This window comes from Brachybacterium netajii (SeqCode), assembly GCF_054114245.1.
Genome location: NZ_JBSYXB010000001.1, coordinates 781,996 through 806,419 on the forward strand (window position 1 = coordinate 781,996; position 24,424 = coordinate 806,419).

The following is a 24,424-nucleotide window of genomic DNA, read 5'->3' on the forward strand; positions in this document are numbered from 1 at the left end:
GGGCTACCGTCGGCCGCGTCCCAGCAGGCGGCGCCAGAACCCGGGCCGATGCTCCGCGGCCGACGTCTCCGACAACGCCGACGCGGCCGGTCCGACGCTCTCGTCGGCACGGTCGCGCTCGGCGCGCAGCGTGCGCCAGCGCTCGACGGCGACCTCCGGATCGAGCTCGGGCGCGAGCATCCGCGCCAGCGGATTCGCGGCCCGGTCCTCCCGGACGCGGGCGGTGAAGTCCTCGGCGTACTCGCGCACGGCCTGCTCGTCAAGCAGCGCCGCGAGGGTCTCGTCGCGCCGGTCGTGCTCGCGGCGCAGGAGCACGACGACGGGCAGCAGGGCATCGCGATCGACGTCGTCCTCGTCGAGCCGCTGACGGATCCACCAGTCCGGGTCGTGCGTGTCCGGCAGCCTCAGCGGCTTCCCGGCGCCGGGGAGGTCGTCGAAGTCCCCGCGGGCGATCGCCTGCTCGATCTCCGTGTCGACCCAGCGGTCGTCCCGCATGGACATGGCGCGCCCCGTCCCGTCAGACGGCCCCGCCGTCGGACGCGGAACCGCCGTCGGGCGAGAAGCCGCCGCCCGACGTGGACCCTGCGTCGGACGCGGCGTCCGCCACCGTCCCCGCCTCCGCCTCGGCGAGGGCCTTCAGGCGCAGGATCGAGGCGCGCAGGTTGTCCTCGGTCATGCCGCGGGCGCGGCTGAGGCGCCGGGGGTCGCGCAGGCCGGTCCAGTCGTAGGTGTGGGTGACCCGGGTGCGACCGTCCTCGAGGGGCTCGAGGTCCCAGCGCCACAGCTGCCCGAAGGGGCGTCCGCCCTGCTCGGAGGGCTGCCAGGCGATCGACCGGCCCTCGATGAAGCGCACGACATGGTTCTCGCGGACCGCCCCCTTGGTGAGCGTCGTCAGGAACGACTCGCCCGCGCCGCGCACGCGGTGCCCGGGCGCGGACTCGGCGAGGTTGTCGTTGCCGTCCCAGGCGATCTGCCGGGCAGGATCGGCGATCAGCTCGAAGATCTCCGCGGCCGGCGCGTCGACGATCTCCTCGGCGATCACCACGCGCTCGTCCTCGCCGGGACGGCCCTGCAGGCCCAGCTCGCGCTGGCGCACCCGGTAGCCGAGCCGCTCGTTGATCCCGATCATCCACGGGTTCACATGGGAGTTGAAGGTGACCAGGCTGCGCACCCGAGGGGCCCGCTCGGCGAGCACCCGATGGGTCGCGATCTTCATCGCCAGGCCCAGGCGATGCCCGCGATGATCGGGCATGACCAGGGTGTTCTCCTGGAACGCGAGGGACGCTCCCGCGCGCATGTGGATCTCGGAGTTCCCGGCGACGGTGCCGTCGGGCGCGATCGCGACGGCGAGGATCCGCTCGATCCCCAGCCGCTCGAGGCGCTCGGCCGCGTGCCGGAGCCGCTCCTCGTCGTAGACGGGGGCCTCATGCTCGATGTCCTCGTCGGGCTCGTCGAGGTCGAGCTGCGTGAGCAGGCGCCCGTAGGAGAGCAGGTGCTCGGCGGGCACGCCGTCGTCCCACAGCTCGATCCGATAGCCGCCGAGATGCTCGTCGGCCTCCGCCTGCAGCGCATCCAGGTGCGCGGGATCGATCGGCAGGTCGAGCGCACGGCACACGCCGACGTTCCTGCGCGAGATGCCCATCCGCGTCGCCAGGCGGTTCGCCGGCAGCTCGGCATCGTCGACCTCGCCCTCGGCCGGGATGTCGGCCCAGGCCTCCAGCAGCGAGCGGCCCGACTCGCGGAAGGCCGGCATCACGGCCTCCTCGACGAGCGCCGTCGCGATCCCCTGATCGCGGAACGCCGGATGCACCTCGAGGCTCATGCTCGCGGCATCCTGGTTCTCCTGCAGCGCGAAGTAGAGGGAGGCCGAGCCGACGATCGCCTCGGCGCCGTCCATCGGCTCGGCGAGCGCGACCCAGGTGCGGACCCGCCGGTAGGGCGTGTCCTCGAGCGACGCCCGCCGCTGCTCGGCCGACATCGGGAAGCTGCCGCCGAGGGCCTCCTCCTGCACCGCCCTCTCGAGCGCGATCAGCTGCTCGACGTCGACGGCGGAGAGGGGGTCCAGGGCGCGGATGCTCGCATGCATGCGCCCAGTCGACCACGGCGCGAGGGCTGGCGTCGACCGATTTCGGGCGACGTCGGGCGACCCGGGGCTCAGCGCCCGGGACGGCGGCGCGAGCGCAGGGACCGGGTCAGACCCTTGCCGGGCTCGGTCCCCGCGCCGCTGTCGAGCTCATGCTCGAGGGCCTCGCGCAGGTACGGCAGGGAGTACTCGACGAAGCCGCGGCCGGCGGGCTGGATGAGGTCGTCGTCGATGAGGCGCTCGCGGTAGGTCGACTGGTTGCGGGGATCGATGCTCATCCGCTCGGCGATGTCGCCGACGTTCGAGGGCCCGTCGTCGGCGAGCATCGCCCGCAGGTACTCGCGCTTGCGGGCGCTGAGCCCGCGCAGCGCCGGACCGTGGACGTTCTTGATCATCGAGGCGATCGTCGACTCGCGGCCCGAGCGGACGTCCTCGATCTCGATCGTGTCCGCGCCCTCGGAGCTCTGCCAGGCCTTCGAGCCGATCAGCTGGATGAGATACGGATACCCCTGGGAGATCTCGCCCGCGAGGACCGCGGCCTCCGGAGTGATCGAGCGGTCGGTGTCGGCGACGGTCATCCGGATCGCCTCGGCCGCGGTCCCGACGTCGACGCTGCCCACCTCGATCCGGTGCGCCCGGCGCAGGAAGGTCGTGCGCTCATGGTCCAGCAGCGCGTCCACGCCCGTGCGGACCCCCGCCGCGACGAAGGCGATCGCATGGCCCGCCCCGACGAGGTCCTGGACATGCTGGGTGACGGCATGCAGCTGGTCGCGCTCGACCGACTGCAGCTCGTCGACGGAGATCAGCAGCCCGCCGCCGTCGAGATCGGCGAGGGAGGCGAGGCGGTCGAGCACCGCCGCGAGGGTCTCCGCCTCCTTCCCGTACCGGTCCACGACCACGCGGGAGGCGGAGAACGAGGAGATCCCGGCGCTGGTCAGGCGCGAGGTCTCGGCCTCCGGATCCATGCTCCGCAGCAGGCCGATCGCGCTCGCCCGCAGCTCCTCCACCAGAGACGACGACGAGGTGTGCAGCCGCAGGTCGATCCAGCCGGCATCGGTCGCGAGATCGGAGAACTCGGTGAGCAGCACGGTCTTGCCTGCGCCGCGGGCCCCGGAGATCAGGATCGCGCGCGCCTCCGGCACCTGCCCCGACAGCGCCGCGGTGAACTCCTCGATCGCCTCGGCGCGCCCCGCGAGGATGCTCGGGGTCAGCCCGAAGCCGGGCGTGAACGGGTTGTCGTGGCGTCGCGGCGCGCTCAGCTGCGGGGTGGGCATGGGAGGAACCGTAGGGGACGCGACCCCTCGCCCGCGACCCCGCCCGCGGCCTCGGCCGCCGGCTCGCGGGCCGCTCGAAGGACGCAGGTCGCTCATCGTGCCGGAGCGCTCCGCTCGCCCGTCGGCCGGCTCAGGACCGGGCGAGCTCGACGCCCGCGGCGCGCAGCTCCCGCTCGAGCACCCCGTCGTGCTCGGGATGCACCGAGGCGGTCAGCTCCCGCAGCACCCGCACGGGCACGCCCGCCGACGCGCAGCCGAGCGCCGTCGCCCGCACGCAGTAGTCGAAGGCGAGACCCGCGACGTCGATGCGCGCGAACCCGCCGGTCTCGACGAGGCGGTCCACGCTCTCGCCTCGCCCGTCGGCCTCAGCGACCGCCGTCGGCCGGACCCGCTGGACCGTCGAGGAGCCGACGGACACCGTCGACCTCCTGCCGACGCGCACCGCCGCCTCCGGCCCGACGGGCACCGCGGCCGCCAGCTCGGCGGCGTCGGCCGGCAGATCGCCGGCGGCGCGGGCCGGCAGGCGCTCGCCCGTCGCCGCGAGCCCGCGGCCGACGATCGCGCCCTCGAGTGCGCCGTACGCGGGCTCGCCGTACCCCTTGTGCACCACCTCGATGCGCTCCCCCAGCTCCCGCACGAGATCGCGGAGCTGCGGGTGCAGCAGCGCGCCCGTCGTCCCCGCGATGCAGTGCACCGGCCAGGAGTCGACGTAATCGGGCTCCTCGGGCGGCAGCGCGATGTGCCCGCCGTTGTCGGACCCCGGACGATGCCAGTCCTGCGTCACCAGGATCCGGTCATACTCCTCGCCGCGGTCGCGCACGAACTGCGCGAGGGCCGCGGCGACGCGCCGTCCGCCCGCGACGGCCAGCGCCCCGCCCTCGCAGAAGTCGTTCTGCACGTCGACGATCATCAGCATCGTGCCGCCGGCATCCGTTCCCGCCCATGCGTCCATGCCCTGTGCCCCCTCGCTCCATCGCAGGTCCGCTGCACCCGACGGCTCCCATCCTGCCCCGGTCTCCGCGGCGGCGCACCCAGACTGCTCGGAGGTGACGGGGCGATCCGCAGCCGGGCCGCATCGGGGCCGGGGCCGAGGCGGGCCGGGTCCGTCGGCGCCGAAGGCTACTCGCGCGTCACCAACGCCTGGCACAATCGCAGGCATGCTCCGATCGACGACCGGACCGACGACGCCGTCGGCCTTCCCCGCCCTGCTGTCGCCGCTGGACCTCGGCCCGTTCACGGTCCGCAACCGGCTCGTCATGGGGTCCATGCACACCGGCCTCGAGGATCGCCCCGCCGACGTCGGCCGGCTCGCGGCCTATCTCGGCGAGCGCGCCCGCGGCGGCGTCGGCCTGATCGTCACCGGCGGCTACTCGCCCGACCGGACCGGACGCCTCACCCGCCACGGCGCGCAGGCCGACGCCGCGACCATGGCCCGCCACCGGAAGGTGACGCGCGAGGTCCACGAGGCCGACGGACGGATCGTCCTCCAGCTCCTGCATGCCGGCCGGTACGCCGTGCATCCGCTCGCCGCGTCGGCCTCGTCGGGCCGCTCGCCGCTGTCCCCGTTCCGGATCCGACGGCTGACCCGCCGCGGCGTCGCCCGCACCGTCGAGCACTTCGCGCAGGCCGCCCGTCGGGCCGTCGCCGCCGGCTACGACGGCATCGAGATCATGGGCTCCGAGGGCTACCTGCTCAACCAGTTCCTCGCCGCGCCGACGAACCGGCGCCGCGACCGCTGGGCCCGCGGCGACCACGGCCGACGGGCGCTCCCCCTCGCCGTCGCCTCCGCCGTCCGCGCGGCCATCGGCGACGACCGCCTCCTCACCTACCGCATCTCCCTCCAGGACCTCGTCCCCGGCGGACAGGACTGGGAGGAGACCCTCGCCCTCGCGATGGACCTCGCCGGCCGCGGCATCGACGTCCTCTCCACCGGCATCGGCTGGCACGAAGCTCGCGTCCCCACCATCGTCACCTCCGTCCCGCGCGGAGCGTTCACCGAGGTCACCGCCCTGCTGAAGGCCGAGGTCCCGATCCCCGTCATCGCCTCCAACCGGATCCACTACCCGCTCCTCGCCGAGCAGGTCGTCGCCTCCGGCCAGGCCGACCTCGTCTCCATGGCCCGTCCGCTCCTCGCCGACCCCCACCTCCCCGCCAAGCTCGCCGACGGCCGCGCCCCGCAGATCGTCTCCTGCATCTCCTGCAACCAGGCCTGCCTCGACCGCATCTTCGACGGCCAGCGCGCGAGCTGCCTGGTCAACCCCCGCGCCGCCCACGAGACCGAGCTCGTCCTGACCCCGGTCGTCCAGCGCCGTGCGCGCCGCGTCGCCGTCGTCGGCGCCGGCCCCGCCGGCATCGAGGCCGCCCTCGCCGCCTCCGAGCGCGGCCACATCGTCACCCTCTTCGAGGCCACCGAGGAGATCGGCGGCCAGCTCCGCCTCGCCGCCCGCATCCCCGGCAAGGAGGACTACGGCCAGGCCCTCCGCTCCTGGCGGATGCGGCTCGCGGCCGCCGGCGTCGGGATCCGCCTCGGCGTCCGCCCGACGGGCCGCGACCTCCGCGGCTACCACGACGTCATCATCGCCACCGGCGTCGCCCCGCGCGAGCTCGACCTCCCCGGCTTCGCGACCGCGGGGGCGGCGGGGGCCGCCGAGGCGGACTCCGGTTCGGGCGGCGGGCCGCAGGTGATCAGCTACCAGGACCTCCTCGAGGAGCGCGCGATCGCCGGCGAGAAGGTCGCGATCATCGGCGCCGGCGGCATCGGCGTCGACGTCGCCGAATACCTGACCTCCGCGATCCCCTCCCCCACCCTCGACCTCCCCGCCTGGCGGAAGCACTGGGGCGTCGCCCTCCCGACGGACCCCGACGCCGGCCCGGGCGGCCTCGTGAGACGGGGCGCCGAGGAGGCCGGGGCGGGGTCCGGCGCTGTGCCCGGCTCTGTTTCCGGATCTGCGCCCGGATCTGCGCCCGGCGCAACGTCCGAGGTCACGGTCCCCTCGGACGGCCGACGATCCCGCGAGGTCCACATCCTCCAGCGCAAGGACACGAAGATCGGCGCCGGCCTCGGACGCACCACCGGCTGGGTGCACCGCGCCGAGCTCCGCCGCGCCGGGGTCATCGAGCACCGCGGCGTCGTCTACGAACGCATCGACGAGGACGGTCTGCACATCGTCGAGAACGGTGAGCCGCGGGTCCTCGACGTCGACACCGTCGTCGTCTGCGCAGGTCAGGTCAGTGTGAACGCTCTGGCCGACGAGGTCCGCGCCGCACGCTCCGGTCGGTCCGGACGCTCGCCGCGCGTCCACGTGGTCGGCGGGGCCGATGTCGCCTCCGAGCTCGACGCCGAGCGCGCCATCCGCCAGGCCGTCGAGACCGCCGCCGCGCTCTGAGGTGGTCCGGGGATAGGTCGGGGCGACCCCGGACGACCCCGGGACGGCCCCGGGACGGCCCCGGGCGCCCCTCAGCTGGCTTGAGCGGCCCTCAGCTGACAGATACGCCCCTCAGCTGGCCCGAGTGGCCCTCAGCAGTAGCTGAAGCGCTCCATTTCCGGGGGTTTCCGGCCACTGCTCGCCCTAGGGGAGGCCGAAGAGGCTCCCTCGCGCGCTTGAGCTGGCCAGGGTGTCCCTCAACTGACGCATACGCCCCTCAACTGGCCCGAGTGGCCCTCAGCTGACGCCTACGCTCCTCAGCCGGCCCGAGTGGCCATCAGCAGTAGCTAAAGCGCTCCATTTCCGGAGGTTTCCGGCCACTGCTCGCGGAGGGCGGAGGGCGGAGGGCGGAGGGTTGAGGCGAAGGAGCGAGGGACGCAGAGCAGAACCCCAGGCCAGAGGCTAGGAGAAGGGACGCTAGCCAGAGCTCAGGTCAGAACCCCAAGCCAGAACCCCAGGCCAGAACCCCGGGCCAGAACCCCGTGCCAGAGCCCCGGGTCAGAGGGCGGCGATGCCTTCGAGGACGTCGCGGGCGATGGGGCCGGCGGTGACGGAGCCGTAGCTGCCGTCCTCGACGAAGGCCACGACGACGAGGTCGCCCTGGGCGACCATCACCCAGGAGTGGAGGGCGATGTCGCCGTTCGCGTCGGTCCATTCGGCCGTGCCGGTCTTGCCGATGACGGGATCGCCGGGGAGGTCGGCGAAGTCGTCGAGGCTGCCGTCGGTGACGACGCCGCGCAGCAGCTCCTGCATCTGAGCGGCCTCGTCCTCGGTGAGCGGATCGGAGACGTCGAGGGAGGCGGCACCGTCGGACGAGCCGGAGGAATCAGCGGAGTCGGATGAGGTGTCGTCGGAGGCGGCGCCATCAGAGGCGGCGGCACCGTCGGAGCCGGAGGAGTCAGCGGAGTCAGCGGACTCGGAGGCGGTGTCGTCGGCGAGGATGCGGGGCTGGACGGTCTGGCCCTGCTGGATGCTGGCGAGGACGACGGCCATCGCGAGCGGGGAGGCGAGGACGCGGCCCTGGCCGATCATGGCGGCGGCGTGCTCGGTGCCCTCGTCGTCGGGGTCGACGGAGCCCATGAAGGCGTCGAGGCCGTCGGGGGCGTCCTGGCCGAGGCCGAGGGCGGTGGCGGCGTCGGCGAGGGACTGCTGGTCGACGGTGTCGGACTGGAGGACCATCGCCGTGTTGCAGGAGTGGGCGATGGCCTCGGCGAGGGTCATCTCGCCGAAGAGCGAGGAGGAGAGCGAGTCGGCGTTCTTGAAGCTGCGGCCCTCGACGGTCGCGGTCTCGGGGCACTGGACGCTGCTCTCGGGAGTGAGGCCGGCGCGGAGGAGGGCGAGGGCGGTGACGGCCTTGAAGGTGGAGCCGGGCGCGTACTGGCCGACGAGGCCGACGGGATAAGACTGGCCCGTCGGCCCGAGGGCGGTGGCGAGGACGTCGCCGGTGGAGGGCTGCAGCACGATCACGGCCGATGCGGAGTCCTCGTCGGCGATGGCGGCGGTCGCGAGCTCCTGGATGTCGGAGTCGAGGGTGATGGCGACCTCGGTGCCGTCGGTCGGCTCGACGCGGTGGAGGGAGCGCTCGGTGCCGGCCTCGTCGTCGACCGCGCGGACGTCGAGGCCGTCGGCGCCGACGAGCTCGTCGTAGCGGGCGGCGACGACGCCGCCGCTGGCCACGAGGTCGCCCTCCTGGATGGCGCCGTCGGAGCCCTCGACGTCCTCGGCGGTGGCCGTGCTGAGGGTGCCGAGCACGCCGGGCGCATAGGTGCGGGAGGCCGCGAGCGGCAGCGTGTCCTCGAGGGCGCGGTAGCCGGTGATCTCGGCGGCCTGGTCGAGGGGGTAGTCGCCGGCCGCCTCCTCGCGGATCGTCAGCGCGGGGACGAAGGCCTCCGCGCCGTAGCCGGCGACCTTCGCAGCGTAGTTGTCGGCGTCGATACCGAGGAGGTCGGCGAGGTCGCGGGCGGCCTGCTCCTGGTCGTCGGCCTCGATCTGGATCTTGTCGAGGCCGAGGATCCGCACCGCGCGCTCCCCGAAGACCTCGTTCCCGTCGCTGTCGACGACGCTGCCGACGGTCGCCGCGAGGGTCGTCAGCTCGAGGTGCTCGCTCGCGGCGAGATCGGGGGCGAAGGCGGTCGGCGCGAGCTGCGCGTCCCAGCCGTCGTCGCCGCGCACGAAGGTCACCTCGGTGGTGTAGTCCCAGGTCTCGGGCTCCTCGGCGGCGCCCGTCGAGCCGTCGCCCTCGGTGCCGCCGGCGTCGGACGCGTCGTCCGCACCCTCGGTGCCGCCGGCGTCGGACGCGGCCGTGCCGTCGGCCGAGGCGGAGCCGCCGGTCAGGGTCCAGGTCCAGTGCAGGGTCGCGGCGCGGGAGCCGTCGTCGGCGGTGCCGGCGTCGTCGACCGCGACGACGGGCGCCTGCCCGGTCGCCTCGATGAGGTCGCCGAGCACGCGCTCACGCTCGGAGTTGCCCTCCTCGGCGGTCATCCCGTCGAGGCCGACGCCGGTGAAGTCGCCGCTCGCGAGGGCGCCGGCGAGGGCTTCGACGTCGTCGGCGCCGTCGCCGAAGCGGTCGCGCCACAGCAGGACGCCGACGACCAGCGCGGCGATGGCGACCGCTGCGATCGCGACGATCAGGGGCGTGCGACGACGGGGACGGGCGGCCTCGGAGCTCATGGCGCCCATCGTCACGGACCCGGGCGTCCACGTCCACTCCGCATCAGCCCGCTCCCCCGCGTCCGCCGCTCGCCCGCTTCCGCCCGATGGTCCGGATCGGCCTCCCTCGCCCTGGTCAGCCCCCTAGACTCGGGCCATGCCCCGCGTGCTGCACACCGCCCAGGCGCTCGTCGACGTCGTGGTCGAGGTGCCGTCCCTCCCGCCGCGCGGCGGGAACACCAATGCTCTCAGCGAGACCCGCTACGCCGGCGGCGCGGCGACGATCCTGGTCGCGGCCGCCCGCACCGGCGCCGACGCGGTCCACGGCGGCGCCCACGGCACCGGCCCGAACGGCGACCTGGTGCGCTCGGTGCTCGCGGCCGACGGCGTCAGCCTCGCGGACGCCCCGCGACCCGACGCCGACACCGGCTCCTGCATCGTGCTCGTGGAGCCGACGGCGGAGCGCAGCTTCGTGACGATCTACGGGGCCGAGCGGCAGATCACCGCCACCTCCCTCGCCGCCCTCGCACCGCGTCCCGGGGACCTGCTGTGCATCTCCGGATACAGCCTGTTCGAGCCGACGCGCGACCCGCTGCTCGCCTTCCTCGACACCGTCCCCGAGGGCGTCGAGGTCGTGCTCGATCCCGGCGAGCCCTTCGCCTCCTTCCCCGCCGAGATCCAGGAGCGGGTGCTCGCGCGGACCACCGTGTGGACCTCCAACGCCGACGAGGCCCGCGCCCTGACCGGCCTGGATGCCCTCGAGGACACCCCGGAGGCGCTGCGTCGGCGCATCGGTCCGCACGCCGTGGTGATCGTCCGCGACGGCGAGCGCGGCTGCACGGTCTTCCATCACGGCCGCGGCACCGACATCCCCGCCTTCCCGCAGACCGCCGTGGACACCAACGGCGCCGGCGACACCCACACCGGCGTGCTGCTGGGCGAGCGGGCGCTCGGCGCCGACTGGGAGTCCGCCGCGACCCGCGCGAACGCCGCCGCGGCGATCGCCGTCACCCGCCGCGGCCCGCAGAGCGCCCCGACCCGCGCCGAGGTCGACGCCTTCCTCGCCTGATCCGCCCGGTCGCCCGCGCCGGGCCCGGCAGGTCCGGCGGGTCAGGCGGGGCCGACGGGTCAGGCGGGGCCGACGGGTCAGGCGGGGCCGACGGGTCAGGCGGGGCCGACGGGCGCGGCAAGTCCGACGGTCCGACGGGCCCGACGGGTCCGGCAGGGTTGTGAGGACTCCGTGCGGATCGTCGGGCGCCCGCACCGCTCCGTCGGCCGTTCTCCTACGATGGAAACCGCATGCCGGAACCGATCCGACCTCGGATCCGTCACCCCGATCGTCGTCTGGAGGAGCACGGATGAGCCCCGCGAGCACGCCGCCGCAGACCCCTGCGGAGCGCACCTTCCACAGCTTCTCCGCCGTGACGATCGACGGGGAGATCCTGGAGATGAGCCGCTTCCGCGGCATGCCCGTGCTCGTGGTCAACACCGCCACCCAGTGCGCCTTCACCCCGCAGCTGCGGGGGCTGGAGTCGCTGCACCGGGCATTCTCCCCGCACGGCTTCAGCGTGCTCGGCTTCCCGTCGGACCAGTTCCATCAGGATCCCGGCACCGACGAGGACACCCGCGAGGCGTGCACCCCTTTCGACGTCAGCTTCCCGCTGTTCTCGAAGATCGACGTCAACGGTCCGCATGCGCTGCCGCTGTGGTCGTGGATGCGGCGCCAGAAGGGCGGGGTCCTCGGCGGACGCATCGCCTGGAACTTCACGAAGTTCCTGATCGACGCCGACGGGCGGGTCCTGCGCCGGTTCGCGCCGCCGGTGCCGCCCGCGCGCATCGCCTACATGATCGAGGGGCAGCTCGGGCTCGAGCCCGGCAGCACGGAGCTCCCACAGGTGTAGCCCGGCCCGGCGGCGGCCCGCTCCCGCAGGTGTAGACCATCCGACGTGACCGCCGGCACAGCCGCCTTGATAGCGTGTCCGCGAACGATCACCCACCACGAAAGGGGGCCCCGTGGAAGGCATCGCTGTCGTCCTCGTCCTCGCCGTCGTCGCCATCGTCGTCATCATCATCCTGGCGGCGCTGCTGTTCGGCGGACTCCGCACCTCGATCATGTTCACGGTGCACACGCAGGAGAACGTCATCGTCGAGCGCTTCGGGAAGTTCCGCCGGGTCGCGCGCCCGGGCCTGAACTTCAAGGCGCCGTTCATCGACAACACCACGCGTCCGATCTCGCTGCGCATCCAGCAGCTCGAGGTCAACATCGAGTCCAAGACCAAGGACAACGTCTTCGTGACCGTCCCGGTGGCGGTGCAGTACGTCATCAAGGAGGAGCAGGTCGTCGACGCCTACTACCGCCTGTCGAACCCGGAGAACCAGATCCGCTCCTACGTGTTCGACACGGTCCGCTCGGCGCTCTCCGCCCTCGAGCTCGACGCCGCCTTCGAGTCCAAGGACGACATCGCCCGCAGCGTCGAGAACACCCTCTCCGCGCGCATGCAGGAGTTCGGCTTCAACATCGTCAACACGCTCGTCCAGGACATCTCCCCGGACGCCCGCGTGCGCGACTCCATGAACTCCATCAACGCCGCCCAGCGCGACCGCGTCGCCGCGCAGTCCCTCGCCGAGGCCGACAAGATCAAGCGCGTCACCCAGGCCGAGGCCGAGGCCGAGTCCAAGCGCCTCCAGGGTGAGGGCGTCGCCGCCCAGCGGAAGGCGATCGCCATGGGCATCGCCGAGCAGTACGAGATGCTCCGCAAGGTCGGCATCGAGCACTCCGCCGAGCAGCTGCTGCTGATGACCCAGTACTTCGACACCATGCAGGACGTGGCCCGCAACGGCCGCTCCAACGTGCTGTTCCTGCCCTCGAACCCCGGCACCGTCGGCTCGATGGGCGAGGAGATCCGCAGCGCCATGCTGCAGGCCCAGGCCTCGCAGGACGCCGACCAGGTCGCCGACGAGGCCGACGACCAGCAGGCCCGCGCCCAGGCGCAGCGCCGTCAGCAGGAGGCCCGCTCCCGCGCCGAGGCGGCCCGCCGCCAGGCCGAGCACGCCGCCCAGCAGGCGGCCCAGCAGGCCGCGCAGCAGGCCGGCTCCCACCGCGGCGGCGAGCAGCTGCCGCCGTGGGCGCACCCGGGCAGCGCCGGCTGATGCGCTGACCTGCTGATCTGCTGAGCTGCTGATCCGTCGTCGCAGTTGCATCGGCACCGATGCGTCGGAGCCGGCGATCGGATCTCGCGGTTCCGCGGGCCCGTCTCCTCCGGGAGACGGGCCCGCGGCGCGTCCGACGGGCGGCCGACGGGCGTCCGTCGGCCGACGAGCGACCAACGGCCAGCGACGAACGACGAGCGACGAGCGACGAGCGACGAGCGATGAGCGACGAGCGACGAGCGACGAGCGATGAGCGATGAGCGACGAGCGACGAGCGACGAGCGACTCTGCACGAAGGCGCCGTCGGCCCGACGATGACGACGTGTGTCACAGCACTGGAAAGCAGGGCTTTGGTCGCTGCTAATGTCTGCTACGTACTGCCGGGAGGCCGGCGACGGCGCTCCCGACCGCGTCCGCGCCCACGTCCAGGAGGACCCGCCATGACGGCCGTCGACACCGCCGCCCGCAGCACCGCCGCCCGCAACGCCACCAGCACCCCGATCGCCCCGCTCCTCGCGGAGCGCTGGAGCCCCCGCGGCTTCGCCGTCGACCACGAGCTCGACGACGCGGAGCTCACGAGCCTCGTCGAGGCCGCCCGCTGGTCGCCCTCCTGGATGAACTCGCAGCCCTGGCGCCTGGCCGTCGCCCGCCGCGGCACCGCGCTGTTCGACCGGATCGTCGAGACCCTCGCCGGCTTCAACCAGGCCTGGATGCCGCGGACGTCGGCGCTCGTCGTGCTGGTCACGGAGAACGAGCGCGAGGGCGACGCCCTCCCTTACGCCGCCTACGACGCCGGCCAGGCCGCCGCGCACCTCAGCATCCAGGCCGTCCACCTGGGCCTGTGGGCCCACCAGGTCGCCGGCTTCGACAAGGCCGCGATCTCCGAGCTGTTCGACCTCGACGCCTCGCAGGAGCCCCTGACGATCATCGGCATCGGCCGCCACTCCGAGCAGGAGGACGTCCCCGAGGGCATCCGCACGCGCGACGCCGCTCCCCGCGTCCGCCGCGGCATCGACGAGATCCTGCTCGCGCCGATCGCCTGAGCGCGTCGGCCTGAACGCGTCGGCCTGAGCGCGCGAGGCGGGGCGGACGAGGCGGGGCGGACGGCGCGCGGGTGGCGCGGAAGCGTCCTGCGGACGGCGCGGATCCGTCCAGCAGGTGGCGCTGACAGGCCGGCGACATCGCAGACATAGGAGATCGACAGGTTCGCGTCGTCGGATGGAGGCATCCGTCGTCGTCCTTGGAGGTCTTCGTGCCGCGCACCATCCGTCTGTCCCGTCGAGCCGTCCTCGCGTCCGCCCTGCTGGCGGGCGTCGCAGGGACCGTCGCCGCCTGCAGCGCCTCCGATGCGGACTCCTCCGGCTCCGGCTCCGGATCCCTCGACGCGATCACCCGCACCGACGTCTCCTCCTTCTGGGACCCGGACGCGCTGCACACGATCGAGGCGACGATCGACGAGGCCGACCTCGCCGCGATGATCGAGACCTACACCTCGAGCGGCGACAAGGAGTGGATCACCGGCACCGTCACGGTCGACGGCGAGACCTTCGAGGAGGTCGGCTTCAAGCTCAAGGGCAACTCCTCGCTGCAGGGCATCTCCACCGACTCCGACCCGGCGACCCTCCCCTGGCGGATCCGGCTGGACAAGTACGTCGACGACCAGAGCTACGACGGCGCCGCCGACCTCGTCGTGCGCGACAACAACACCGCCTCCTCCCTCAACGAGGCCGTCGCCCTCGACCTGCTCGCCGAGGCGGGCCTCGCCTCCGAGCTCTCCGTCGCGGTCGCCTTCACCGTCAACGGCGGCGACCCGCAGCTCCGCCTCGTCCTCGAGTTCATGGACGACGCCTGGATGGCCTCCGCCCTCTCCGCCGACGGCATCCTCTACAAGGCCGACGCCGACGGCGACTACAGCTACCGCGGCGACGAGGCCTCCGACTACGAGGAGGCCTTCTCCGTCGAGGGCGGCGAGGAGGACTTCACCCCGCTGATCGCCCTGCTGAAGTTCCTCGACGAAGCCACCGACGAGGAGTTCGCCGCCCAGCTCGCCGACTACCTCGACGTCGACCTCTTCGCCCGCTACCTCGCCTTCGAGGACCTCGTCGCCAACACCGACGACATCGACGGCCCCGGCAACAACTCCTACCTCTTCTACTCGACGACCGACGACGAGATCACCATCGTCGCCTGGGACCACAACCTCGCCTTCGGCGGTATGGGCGGGGGCATGGGCGGCGGAGGCGGCTTCGGCGGCGGCACCGACGGTGCGAGCGACGGTGCGAGCGACGCCGGCGGGGCCGGCGATGCGGGCGGCTTCACGATGCCCTCCGACGGCGAGATGCCCGACGGCATGGAGCTCCCCGACGGCGCCGAGATGCCGGCGGACGGCGAGATGCCCGACGGCTTCACGATGCCCGACGGCACCGACAGCACCGATGCCACCGACGGCACTGACGGCTCGGGCTCGTCCGGTGCCTCCGACGGCGGCGGCGATGACACCGGCCGCACCGGCGGCATGGCCGGCGGTATGGGCGGCGGAGGGGGCGGAGGCATGGGCGGAGGCGGCGGCATGTCCACCGGCAACGTCCTCTCCGACCGCTTCACCGCCGACGAGACCTTCTCCGCCCTCGTCGACGACGCCTCCGAGCAGCTCCGCACCGAGCTCGTCGACTCCGGCCGCGCCGCCGAGATCCTCGCCGCACGCGTCCAGGTCCTCACCGACCAGGCCAGCGACCTCATCTCCACCGACGACGTCACCTCCGACGCCGAGACCATCACCGACATCCTCGAGAACGGCTCCACCACCTCCACCTCGACCGGTTCGGACTCCGATGCGGGGACCGGCGCAGGTTCCGATACGGATTCCGGAGCCAGCGATGCGGGCGGCGCGGCCGACGCAGACGGCGGGCAGGCTCCCAGCGACACCAGCGACACCAGCAACACCAGCGACGGCTCCGACGACCAGACCGCGAGCTGACCGGGCTGAGCTCAGCTCAGGTCAGGTCAGGTCAGGTCAGGGCAGGGCAGGGCAGGGCAGGGCAGGGCAGCTCAGCTCACTTCAACTCAGCTCAGCTCAGCCCAGCCCACTTCAGCTCAGCACGACTCAGCTCATGCGCGCCCTGCGTTGCCAGCGAACTCTCGCTCGCCCTCTCCGAACGAGAGCAGTGGCCACCAGCTACTCCTAAAGCGCTCCATTTCCGAGTACTAGCGGCCACTCGAGCTCGACAGCACCGTGCACTGTCACCGCGAGCCCCACTCCCGCCCGCTCCCGCCGACCTCAGCCATCCTCGGCCCGCTCCCGCCGACCCCAGCCAGACCCCAGCCCGTCTCAACCCGCCCCAGCCAGCAAAAAGGGTCGCTCGCAGGTCCAGTGGCCACCAGCTCCCCCTAAAGCGCTCCATTTCCGAGCACTAGCGGCCACTCCTCGGGAAGTACGCCCGAACGGGTGGACAGGAAGAGCACGCCCGAGAGGGAACGAAGGCGTCGGCCGGGCGCTCGTCCGGACGGTGGTGCAGGAGGCCCGGGAGTCGGCCCGCTCCCCTACTGTGGACGTGCGCGGCCGATGGAGCCGCGGACACGGTCACAGGATCGGACGAGCGATCACCGGACCGCTCGAACGATCACCGGACCGCTCGAACGATCACCGGACCGCTCGAACGGTCACGGGATCGCAAGGGCGGTCATCGGACCGTGGAGCGTCGTGAAGGAGCCGCTGGCATGCGCATCGAACTCGGCTGGTCCCTCGATGGAGCCTCCTGGGCCGATGCCGGGGTCGGCGGTGCGACGGGGCAGGTGAGGATGGGGCCGCGCGGCTTCGTCGGCCTCCTGCAGACGCGGCTCGGTCTGACGCATCCCGCCGTCGACCAGGCCGTGCGGATCACGCAGTACATGCTGCTCGTGGAGCGGACCGCGGCGAGCGTCGGCGCGGACTTCTGGCCTGCACGTTCGTTCGCCCTGGACCCGTGGAGCACGGCGCGGCAGCTCCTGCGCTGGCGGGATGCCGCGGTCGAGGCGGGATGGCGTCCCGGCAGCGATCAGAACCTAGTGGCGGAGGGCTCAGAGGCGGAGGGCTCAGAGGCGGAGGGCTCAGAGGCGGAGGACTCGGGACGCGAGGACCCGGGGCCGGAGGATCTGCCCGCGCGCATCCTCGCCCTCGCGCAGGTCGAGGAGAGGGCGGTCGTCGGGATGCTCGGCACCGCGGACCTCGAGGGCCGCCCCGCGACGCTGTCCCCCGGCGCGGCCGACGACCTCGTGGAGACCGTCCGCGAGCTGGAGCGTCTGCAGGCCGACGGCGTGCGCTGGCCGCTGGGGATCACGACGCTGGTCCTCCACGAGGAGCCGGAGCGTCTGCCGGGGATGTGGCCTCGGCTGATCGCGCTGCTGGTGGCGGCCGGGGTCCGGGTCGAGCAGCTGAGCGCCACCGGCCCATCGACCGCCGGCCCGTCGACCGCGACCGGCGACGATGCAGCGACGCGACCGACGAGCGGAGCCGGCCCGGAGACCGTCGTCGTGCAGTGCCGGGACGAATGGACCGCGGCCGACGTCGCCGCACGCCTGCTCTCCGCCGCAACCGATGCCCTGCACGTCCTCGCCACGACGGACACCGGGGTCCTGGATCGGGCTCTGCACCGGCGCGGCCTGCCGGCGATCGGCGCCGTCGAGCGGTCCTCGGATCGAGCATCGCACCAGGTGCTGGGGCTGTTCCTCGATGTCGCGATCGCTCCGGTGGATGTCCATCAGCTGGCTGCGCTGCTGGATCTGAGGGTGCTGCCGGCCCTCAGCGCCGAAGGGGATCCGGTGGGGCTGGTGCCCGCGTCGGTGCGGCGCGCGCTGCTGAAGGCCCTGGCGCGCGAGCCGGGCGTCGGCGGCGCGGCCTGGCGCGATGCCTTCGCCCACCTGGAGGAGAAGGCGAGCGTCGACCAGGGCGCCGGCACGAAGCCCACCCCACAGGACGCCGCCCCGCCCGCCCCGCAGGACGCCGCGGCTCCCGCCACGCACGACACCACCGCCCCGGCGGCCGTGGATATGGAGGCGGCCGATGCTTCACGCGCTGCGGCGGCTCGTCGGGCGCTGGACGTCGCGCGGGAGATCGACCGGCTGACCGTCGGGGCCCTGCCGGGCGATGCGCTGCGCCCGGGACCGATCGTCGAGCGCCTGGACTGGCTCGCCGAGCGTCTGCGGACGATCGCGCACCGCGACGGCGACCTCCTGGCGAGCCTCACGCAGGTGCGGACGGTGCAGCAGGTGCTCGGGATGCTCGATCCGTCGGCGCCGCTCTCCCGTCGCACGCTGCAGCAGGTCATCGACGCGTGCGGGCCTGCGGGGAGGTCCGCCCTGGCGCGGAGCGAGGTCGCACCGTGGACGACGACGACCCGGCCCGCGCAGCTCGGGGCCGACGGCGGCACCGTCCTGTGGTGGGGGCCCGACGCCGACGAGGCGAGCGCGCCGGTCGTCTGGGACGAGCAGGAGGCGAGCGCGCTGATCGCCTCGGGGGCGCGTCTGCTGCCTCCCGAGAATCTCGCATCATTGCAGGTCGAGGCCGGGATCCGGGCTCTGCGCGGAGCGCGCCGGGTGATCGCGGTGCTGCCCGGGACGCGGCTCGAGGAGGCGGCGCGGCCCAGCAGCCTGCTCGCGCAGCTCGAGACCGCCGCCGGCCTCTCCGAGAAGGATCGTCTCGCCCCCGAGGATCTGATCGACGGCCGCGTCTGGTCCCTCGCGGGATGGACGCTGCCTGTCGCCGCGCCCGCCGAGGAGCCGCCGGTGCCTCCGCTGGGGACCGTCCGCCTCGTCGGACGCGCCGCCCCGTCCGATGGCTCCACGGCCCGGCCCGACGGCCCCGCCGCCCCGTCCGTCGGCCCCGCCGACCTGCGCCATCTGCTGCCGACGCGCCTGTCCTACAGCCAGATCGACACGCTGATCTCCTGCCCGCACCGCTGGGCGCTGCAGTATGCACTGGATGTGCGGCCGGCGGAGGTGGCCTCGCTGCCGACCGGTCCGCGGATGATCGGCACGCTGGTGCATGCAGTGGTCGAGGAGCTGGTCCGCGAGGACTGGGACGAGGGGCTCGGCGGGCGCCGGCTGGATCCGCCGTCGGCCGCACGGATCGGCGCGACCTTCGACCGGCTCGTCCCGCAGCTCGCCTCCGAGCTCGATCTGCCCGGTCGCAGCGCGCAGCGCGCGGAGATCCGCGGCCGCGCGATCCGCTCGCTGGCCGAGCTGTTCGGTCGCACGGCCGACGCCGGTTGGCGCATCACCGGCACCGAGTCCCGCTTCGCGCTGCCGCTGACGCTCCCCCTCGGCGGCGGGTCCGAGCCGTGGCCGACGGAGTTCGTCGGCTCGCGCGACGTCGATGCGCGCGCGGCCGACGGGTCGCCGCTCGTCCTCGACCTGAAATGGACGTCCAGCCTGCGCCGATACGCCGACCTCTACGACAGCGGCGACGCCATCCAGCTCGCCTCCTACGCCTGGTCCGTCGCCCAGGAGGCCGACGGGGCCGCCCGTGCCGACGGGGCCGCCCAGTCCGACGAGCCCGCCCGGGCCGACGCGCCCACCCGGGCCGACGCGCCCACCCGGTTCGACGGCCGGGCCGACGTGCCCGCGCGGGTCGGCTACTTCCTGCTGCGCGACGGCGAGTTCGTCGCCGCGGACCGGGCGCTGGATCCGCGGCGTCGGGAGGAGCTCGACGTCGTCGACGCGTGGGAGCGGATGATCGCGACCACGTCGGGAGTGCTGGATCGGATCGTCGGCGGCGAGGTGCCGCTGGGATGCCGCACCCTGATGGAGGAGCAGGGGCTCGACGGCGCCTCCACGTATGCGCAGCGCACGAGCGCGCTGACGAGGGCCCGCGAGGCCGCCCGCGCCGAGGGGCGGGTGTTCGTCGAGGACCACTGCGGCATCGGGGACTACGCCCAGCTGTGCGGACTGATCGGAGACCGACGATGACCTTCACCCTGATCAGCGCGTCCGCCGGGTCCGGGAAGACCCACACGCTGACGCACGAGATCGCCGACCGGATCGAGCAGGGGCTGCGGCCCTCGCAGCTGATCGCGACGACCTTCACCCGCAAGGCGGCCTCGGAGCTCGTCGATCGCGTGCACCGCACCCTCCTGGAGGCGGGCCGCTTCGAGGACGCGCAGGGCGTGGGCAGCGCGCTCATCGGCACGGTCAACTCCGTCGCGGGGCGGCTCGTGCGGGAGTTCGCGCTCGACGTCGGCATCTCGCCCGACGTGCAGGAGCTCGACGACGACCGGCAGAAGGCCGCGTTCTCGGCGGCGATCGACGAGGCCGCCGCCGAGGCGGGCGCTCGCGCGAGCGACCTCCTCGCCCGCACCGAGCACGACGGGGAGGAGGACCCGGCCCGCTCCTTCGGCACCAGCCCGTCGTGGCGCGCCCACGTGCGCGACCTCGCGATCAAGGCCCGCACCAACGGCATCGGTGCGGCGCAGCTGCGCGCGGCCGCGGAGACCGCCTGGGAGGAGTATCGGGAGGCCGCGGGGATGGACGCCGCGGTGATGGAGGCCGCGGGGAGGGAGCCCTCGCCGATGGCCGGCGCCGGGCCCGACGCCGAGCCCGGCGCCGACCGTCGGCCGCAGTGGCTCGCCGCCCTCGACCGGGCGATCGACGATCTCCGCGCGGATCTCGAGGCCTCCGTCGATCCGGTGCCGGGCGCCGGAAAGCCGCCGATCGCGGCGCGCTCGCTGAGCACCGTGCGCCGCAGCGTCGAGGATCTCGAGCGGATCCGGCGAATCCTCGCGCGCGGCGAGCGGGCGCCCTGGTCGCTGTGGGCGAAGCTCGCCGCGGTCGCGGACTCCAAGGCCAACGGCGGCAGCGGCGGCTACGCCTTCAACGCGGCGGCCGACCGGCGCCTCGCCGAGCTGGGCGCGGAGGTCGCCGACGGCCTCCTGCGCATCCCGGCGCTGCAGGAGGACGCCCGCGCCCTGATCGTCCTGGTGATGGAGACCGCGGCGACGTCGCTCGACGCCTACGCCCGGTACAAGGACGAGCTGGGGCTCATGGACTTCGTCGACCAGGAGGTCCTGGCGCTGCGGGTGCTGCGCGAGTCCGAGCGCGCCCGGCAGGCGGTCCGCTCGCGCTTCCGGCTGCTGGCCGTCGACGAGTTCCAGGACACCTCCCCCATCCAGCTGGCGCTGTTCCTCGAGCTCGCGACCCTGGTCGAGGACCTGCTGTGGGTGGGCGATCCGAAGCAGGCGATCTACGGGTTCCGCGACGCCGACCCGGAGCTGATGCTCGGGATCCTCGACGCGATCGGCACCGGCACCACCGCTCTCGGAACGGGCCGCGTCGAGATCCTCGACCGCTCCTGGCGCTCCCAGGATCCTGTCCTCGGCCTGGTCAACACGCTGTTCCCGCGCATCTTCCGGACGCTGGACCGCGAGCGGGTGGTCCTCGAGGCCGCCGAGCAGGCGGTGGAGAAGCGGGCCCGGGAGGGCCGGGCGCCCGGGCGGATCGAGGCGTGGGTGCCGCAGTACGGGAAGCGGAAGTCCCAGCCGAAGCACGCCCTCGCGATCGCCGACGGGGTCCTCGCCCTGCTGGAGGAGGACGCCGCGCACGGCGTCGGCCCCGAGGACGTGGCGGTGCTGGTCCGCACCAACACGCAGGCGCAGCAGGTGGTCGACGCCCTCGCGGACCGCGGGATCCCGGCGTCGGGCGAGGGCACCCCGATCCTCACGACCCGCGAGGGCCGCATCCTGCGCGCCGCCCTCGCCGTGACCCTCGACGGCGCCGACACCCTCGCGCTCACCGAGCTCGTCGACCTCCTCGCCGACCATCCCGCGCATGCCCACTGGTTCGCGCAGCTCGCCGCCGCGCCCGATCGTGAGGGCCGCGCCGAGGTCTTCGCCTCCTGGTGGCAGGCCGACGTCCTCGCCGGCCTGCGGGTCCTGCGCGAGGAGTGCATCTCCCTCACCCCGGTCGAGATGATCACGGCGCTCTCCGACGCCCTCGACCTGCCCGAGCGGATCCGCGCCTGGTCCGTCCCCGACCAGCGTCTGCGCACTCTCGACGCGCTGCGCCGCGTCGCCGGCGACTACGCCGAGCAGGCCCGTTCCGCGTCCGCGCCGATCACCCTGACGGGTCTGCGCACCGCCCTCGACGCCACCGATCGCGGCCCCGATCTCACGGGCGCCCCCGGCACCGTCTGGGTCGGCACGGTGCATGCGGCGAAGGGCCTGGAATGGTCCCGCGCGGTCGTCATGCAGCAGGACGCGAAGGCGCCGCGCACCGCCTCGGGCACCTTCGTGGTCCCCGCCGCGGAGCTCGACGTGATGCGTCCGCTCGACGGCCGCTCCCTGCGCTACTGGCCCGATCTGCTCCCGCGCTTCGCCCCGCTCCAGGACGGTCTGAGCGCCTCCGCGCATGCGCTCCGCCGCGCCCGCTCCGAGCGCGAGGAGTCCGGGCGCCTGCAGTACGTCGCCCTGACGCGCGCCGCCGACGTCACGATCCTCTCCGGCGACGGCACCTCCCCCGTCCTCGACGCCCTCCTCGTCGCCCAGGAGGGCCCGGAGGCGGACGCGGCGACGCCGGAGCCGGTGCTCCGCTGGGAGGCCGACGGCACCGCCATTCGCGTGCAGTCCCTCGCCGCGGACGGCACGATCACGCCCATCGACCTGCCGGCGACGATCCGCCGCACCGCCGTCGAGCTCGACGACGATGCCCCCGTCCGCTCCTCCGGCCGCAGCCCCCTCGCCGCCACCGATCTCCCGCCGCGCGGCCTCGCCGCCACGGCGGCGTCGTCGGCCGACGGACGGGCCCCGGCCGACGGGCGGGTCGGCACCCGCTTCCAGGCGTCCGGGGTCGCGTCGGACGACGCCCTCGGGAGCGTCCTGGAGCCGGTGCGGATCGGCCCGGCGCTCGTCGAGCGCGGCGGGCAGGGCTGGGAGCGGGTCGGGGAGGCGGTCCACGGCTATCTGGCCCTTCCCCTGCGCGATCTCGACGAGGAGCAGCGTCTGCTCGCCGCGCGCAGACTCGTCCGCCGGTGGAGCGTGGAGCGATCCCTCGGCGCCGAGCGCCTCGTCGAGGCGGGCCGCGCCTGGCATGCGCATCTCGACGACCGCTTCCCCGGCGCCGTTCAGCTGACCGAGCAGCCGATCACCTGGTGGAACGAGGATGCGCAGGTCATGGAGGGGTGGATCGATGCCCTGCTGCGCCTGCCTGACGACCGCGTCGTCCTCGTCGACCACAAGTCCTTCCCCGGCGAGGACCCGGTCGCGCATGTGCGCGAGCACTACCTCGGCCAGATGGACACCTATGCGCAGGCCCTCGCCGCCGCCGGCCGGGCGCCCGACCTGATCCTCATGCACCTCCCGCTGCGCGGCGAGGTGCTCGAGGTCCGCCTCGCCCGCCAGGCCCTGCACCAGAACGAGCACGAGGACACCTCCGCCGATGCCTGATCCGACGATCCTCGAGGGCCGCGCCCCGGTCCTCGCCGCCGCCGGCGCGCTGCTGGACGAGGCGCTCCGCTCCGGCTCCCGGCGCCTGCTCGGCGTCGCCGGCGCACCCGGGGCCGGGAAGTCCACGCTCACGCAGATGATGGCGGAGGAGCTGCCGGCGGGCTCGTGCATCGTCGTGCCGATGGACGGCTACCACCTCGCCGACGTCGCCCTCGAGCGCCTGGGCCGGCTCGACCGCAAGGGCGCGCCCGACACCTTCGACGCCGCCGGCTACACGGCGCTGCTGCAGCGGATCCGGACGGCCCGTCCGCAGGATCCGCCGGTGTGGGCGCCGATGTTCGAGCGGGACCTCGAGCAGCCCCTCGCGGGCGCGATCGAGGTGCCCTCCGACGTGCCGCTGGTGATCACCGAGGGCAACTATCTCCTCGCCGACGATCACGGCTTCGCGCAGGTCAGGGGCATGTTGGACGCCCGCTGGTTCGTCGAGGCGCCGGAGGACCAGCGGCACGAGCGGCTGATCGCCCGCCACGAGCGCTTCGGGAAGTCGCCCGCGGCGGCCCGCTCCTGGTCGCTCGGGCCCGACGAGGCGAACGCCCGCCTCGTCGCCGCCACCCGCCCCCGCGCCGACGCGATCATCCGCCTCGGCTGACGGCCGGGCGTCGGGCGTCGGCCGTCGTCCGTCGTCCGCGGGTCCGGCGCGGCCCGGCGCGGCCCGGCCGACCGTCGGCCGCGGGGCCGACCGGACCGGAGGGGTCGGGCGCCGGGCCCACGCCCGACCGGTCCCTCAGCCGCGGGTCACGACGGTGCGCACGAAGGCGGCGGAGCGCTCGCGCAGGCCCTCGATGCGCATCTGCCGGTGGTACTCCAGCAGCGCCGGGTCCTCGGTCCGCAGCTCGTAGGGCGCCGGGGGCCGACGGACGTTCGCCGAGCAGGCGAAATCCGCGCAGATCAGGGTGCCGATGGTGTTGCCTCGACGTCCTGCCTCACCGGCGAGCGGGGCGACGAAGGAGGCGCCGGAGACGCCGTCCTCGCACCACGCGCACATGACCTTGCGTCCGGGCCCGGTCTCGGTGCCGCGCAGCTGGAGGACGGCGAGCTCGCCGTCGACCTCGAGGGCGACGTAGTGCTGGCGGGGCCGCTTGGCGTCCTGCCAGCCGAGATAGTCGATGTCCTCGAAGGCGATCTGGTCGAGATCGGGCAGGGTGGCGCGCTTCGCTTCGCCCTTGCTGGCGTTGACGAAGGCGCTGCGGATCTGGGCTTCGGTCAGGGTGTTCATGAGATGTCCTCGCAGGAGGGCATGCCGAGGCGCGCGGCACGGAGGCGTCGTCGGCCGAGCCGACGGACGGACCGACGGACGGACCACCGGTCAGTTCGACGAACGGGGCCGATGGACGGGCCGTCGGACGAGCCGTGCACGGGCCGGGGCATGCGGAG

The 24,424-nt window shown here is 73.8% G+C and carries 15 protein-coding genes; 9 read left to right on the forward strand and 6 right to left on the reverse strand.

Annotation, left to right across the window (positions count from 1 at the left end):
- Positions 1-3: 3 nt before the first annotated feature.
- From ACXET9_RS03435 to ACXET9_RS03450, 4 genes are all read right to left on the reverse strand, one after another.
- Positions 4-501 carry a DnaJ family domain-containing protein gene (locus ACXET9_RS03435; protein ID WP_457884832.1) on the reverse strand — a complete coding sequence of 166 codons (498 nt, stop codon included), beginning with the start codon at positions 499-501 and terminating at the stop codon, positions 4-6.
- A 16-nt stretch (positions 502-517) separates the two neighbouring features.
- On the reverse strand, positions 518-2,086 hold the full coding sequence (locus tag ACXET9_RS03440) for a GNAT family N-acetyltransferase (RefSeq protein WP_457884834.1): 1,569 nt from the start codon (positions 2,084-2,086) through the stop codon (positions 518-520).
- A gap of 68 nt (positions 2,087-2,154) precedes the next feature.
- Positions 2,155-3,357, reverse strand: coding sequence for an AAA family ATPase (locus ACXET9_RS03445; RefSeq protein WP_457884835.1), 1,203 nt, complete (start codon positions 3,355-3,357; stop codon positions 2,155-2,157).
- Between the two features lie 130 nt (positions 3,358-3,487).
- Positions 3,488-4,309, reverse strand: coding sequence for an isochorismatase family protein (locus ACXET9_RS03450; protein WP_457884837.1), 822 nt, complete (start codon positions 4,307-4,309; stop codon positions 3,488-3,490).
- A 205-nt stretch (positions 4,310-4,514) separates the two neighbouring features.
- On the opposite strand from ACXET9_RS03450, the gene ACXET9_RS03455 reads away from it, so the two are divergent.
- Positions 4,515-6,743, forward strand: coding sequence for an oxidoreductase (locus tag ACXET9_RS03455; protein WP_457884839.1), 2,229 nt, complete (start codon positions 4,515-4,517; stop codon positions 6,741-6,743).
- A 537-nt stretch (positions 6,744-7,280) separates the two neighbouring features.
- Here the strand turns inward: ACXET9_RS03455 and ACXET9_RS03460 are convergent.
- Positions 7,281-9,452 carry a penicillin-binding transpeptidase domain-containing protein gene (locus ACXET9_RS03460; protein WP_457884840.1) on the reverse strand — a complete coding sequence of 724 codons (2,172 nt, stop codon included), beginning with the start codon at positions 9,450-9,452 and terminating at the stop codon, positions 7,281-7,283.
- A gap of 136 nt (positions 9,453-9,588) precedes the next feature.
- Here ACXET9_RS03460 and ACXET9_RS03465 point away from each other — a divergent pair, with 136 nt between their 5' ends.
- From ACXET9_RS03465 to ACXET9_RS03500, 8 genes are all read left to right on the forward strand, one after another.
- Positions 9,589-10,500 carry a PfkB family carbohydrate kinase gene (locus ACXET9_RS03465; RefSeq protein ID WP_457884842.1) on the forward strand — a complete coding sequence of 304 codons (912 nt, stop codon included), beginning with the start codon at positions 9,589-9,591 and terminating at the stop codon, positions 10,498-10,500.
- A 289-nt stretch (positions 10,501-10,789) separates the two neighbouring features.
- On the forward strand, positions 10,790-11,332 hold the full coding sequence (locus tag ACXET9_RS03470; protein WP_457884844.1) for a glutathione peroxidase: 543 nt from the start codon (positions 10,790-10,792) through the stop codon (positions 11,330-11,332).
- 112 nt (positions 11,333-11,444) lie between these two features.
- Positions 11,445-12,581, forward strand: a complete 1,137-nt coding sequence (locus ACXET9_RS03475) for an SPFH domain-containing protein (RefSeq protein WP_457884845.1) — start codon at positions 11,445-11,447, stop codon at positions 12,579-12,581.
- Positions 12,582-13,021: 440 nt separating this feature from the next.
- Positions 13,022-13,624, forward strand: coding sequence for a nitroreductase family protein (locus ACXET9_RS03480; RefSeq protein WP_457884846.1), 603 nt, complete (start codon positions 13,022-13,024; stop codon positions 13,622-13,624).
- A gap of 209 nt (positions 13,625-13,833) precedes the next feature.
- Positions 13,834-15,558 (forward strand): CotH kinase family protein, encoded by a 1,725-nt coding sequence (locus tag ACXET9_RS03485; protein ID WP_457884848.1) that lies wholly within the window; start codon positions 13,834-13,836, stop codon positions 15,556-15,558.
- 740 nt (positions 15,559-16,298) lie between these two features.
- Entirely contained in the window at positions 16,299-19,523 is a 3,225-nt protein-coding gene (locus ACXET9_RS03490; protein WP_457884850.1) for a PD-(D/E)XK nuclease family protein, read from the forward strand.
- The gene (locus ACXET9_RS03495) at positions 19,520-22,990 is read left to right on the forward strand and encodes a UvrD-helicase domain-containing protein (protein WP_457884852.1); all 3,471 of its coding nucleotides are present in this window, start codon (positions 19,520-19,522) and stop codon (positions 22,988-22,990) included. The genes ACXET9_RS03490 and ACXET9_RS03495 overlap by 4 nt, the downstream gene beginning before the upstream one ends.
- Positions 22,983-23,639 (forward strand): nucleoside/nucleotide kinase family protein, encoded by a 657-nt coding sequence (locus tag ACXET9_RS03500; protein WP_457884854.1) that lies wholly within the window; start codon positions 22,983-22,985, stop codon positions 23,637-23,639. Before ACXET9_RS03495 ends, ACXET9_RS03500 begins: the two co-directional genes overlap by 8 nt.
- Before the next feature lie 135 nt (positions 23,640-23,774).
- Here the strand turns inward: ACXET9_RS03500 and ACXET9_RS03505 are convergent, their stop codons facing one another.
- Entirely contained in the window at positions 23,775-24,266 is a 492-nt protein-coding gene (locus ACXET9_RS03505; RefSeq protein ID WP_457884856.1) for an FBP domain-containing protein, read from the reverse strand.
- Between the last annotated feature and the right edge of the window lie 158 nt (positions 24,267-24,424).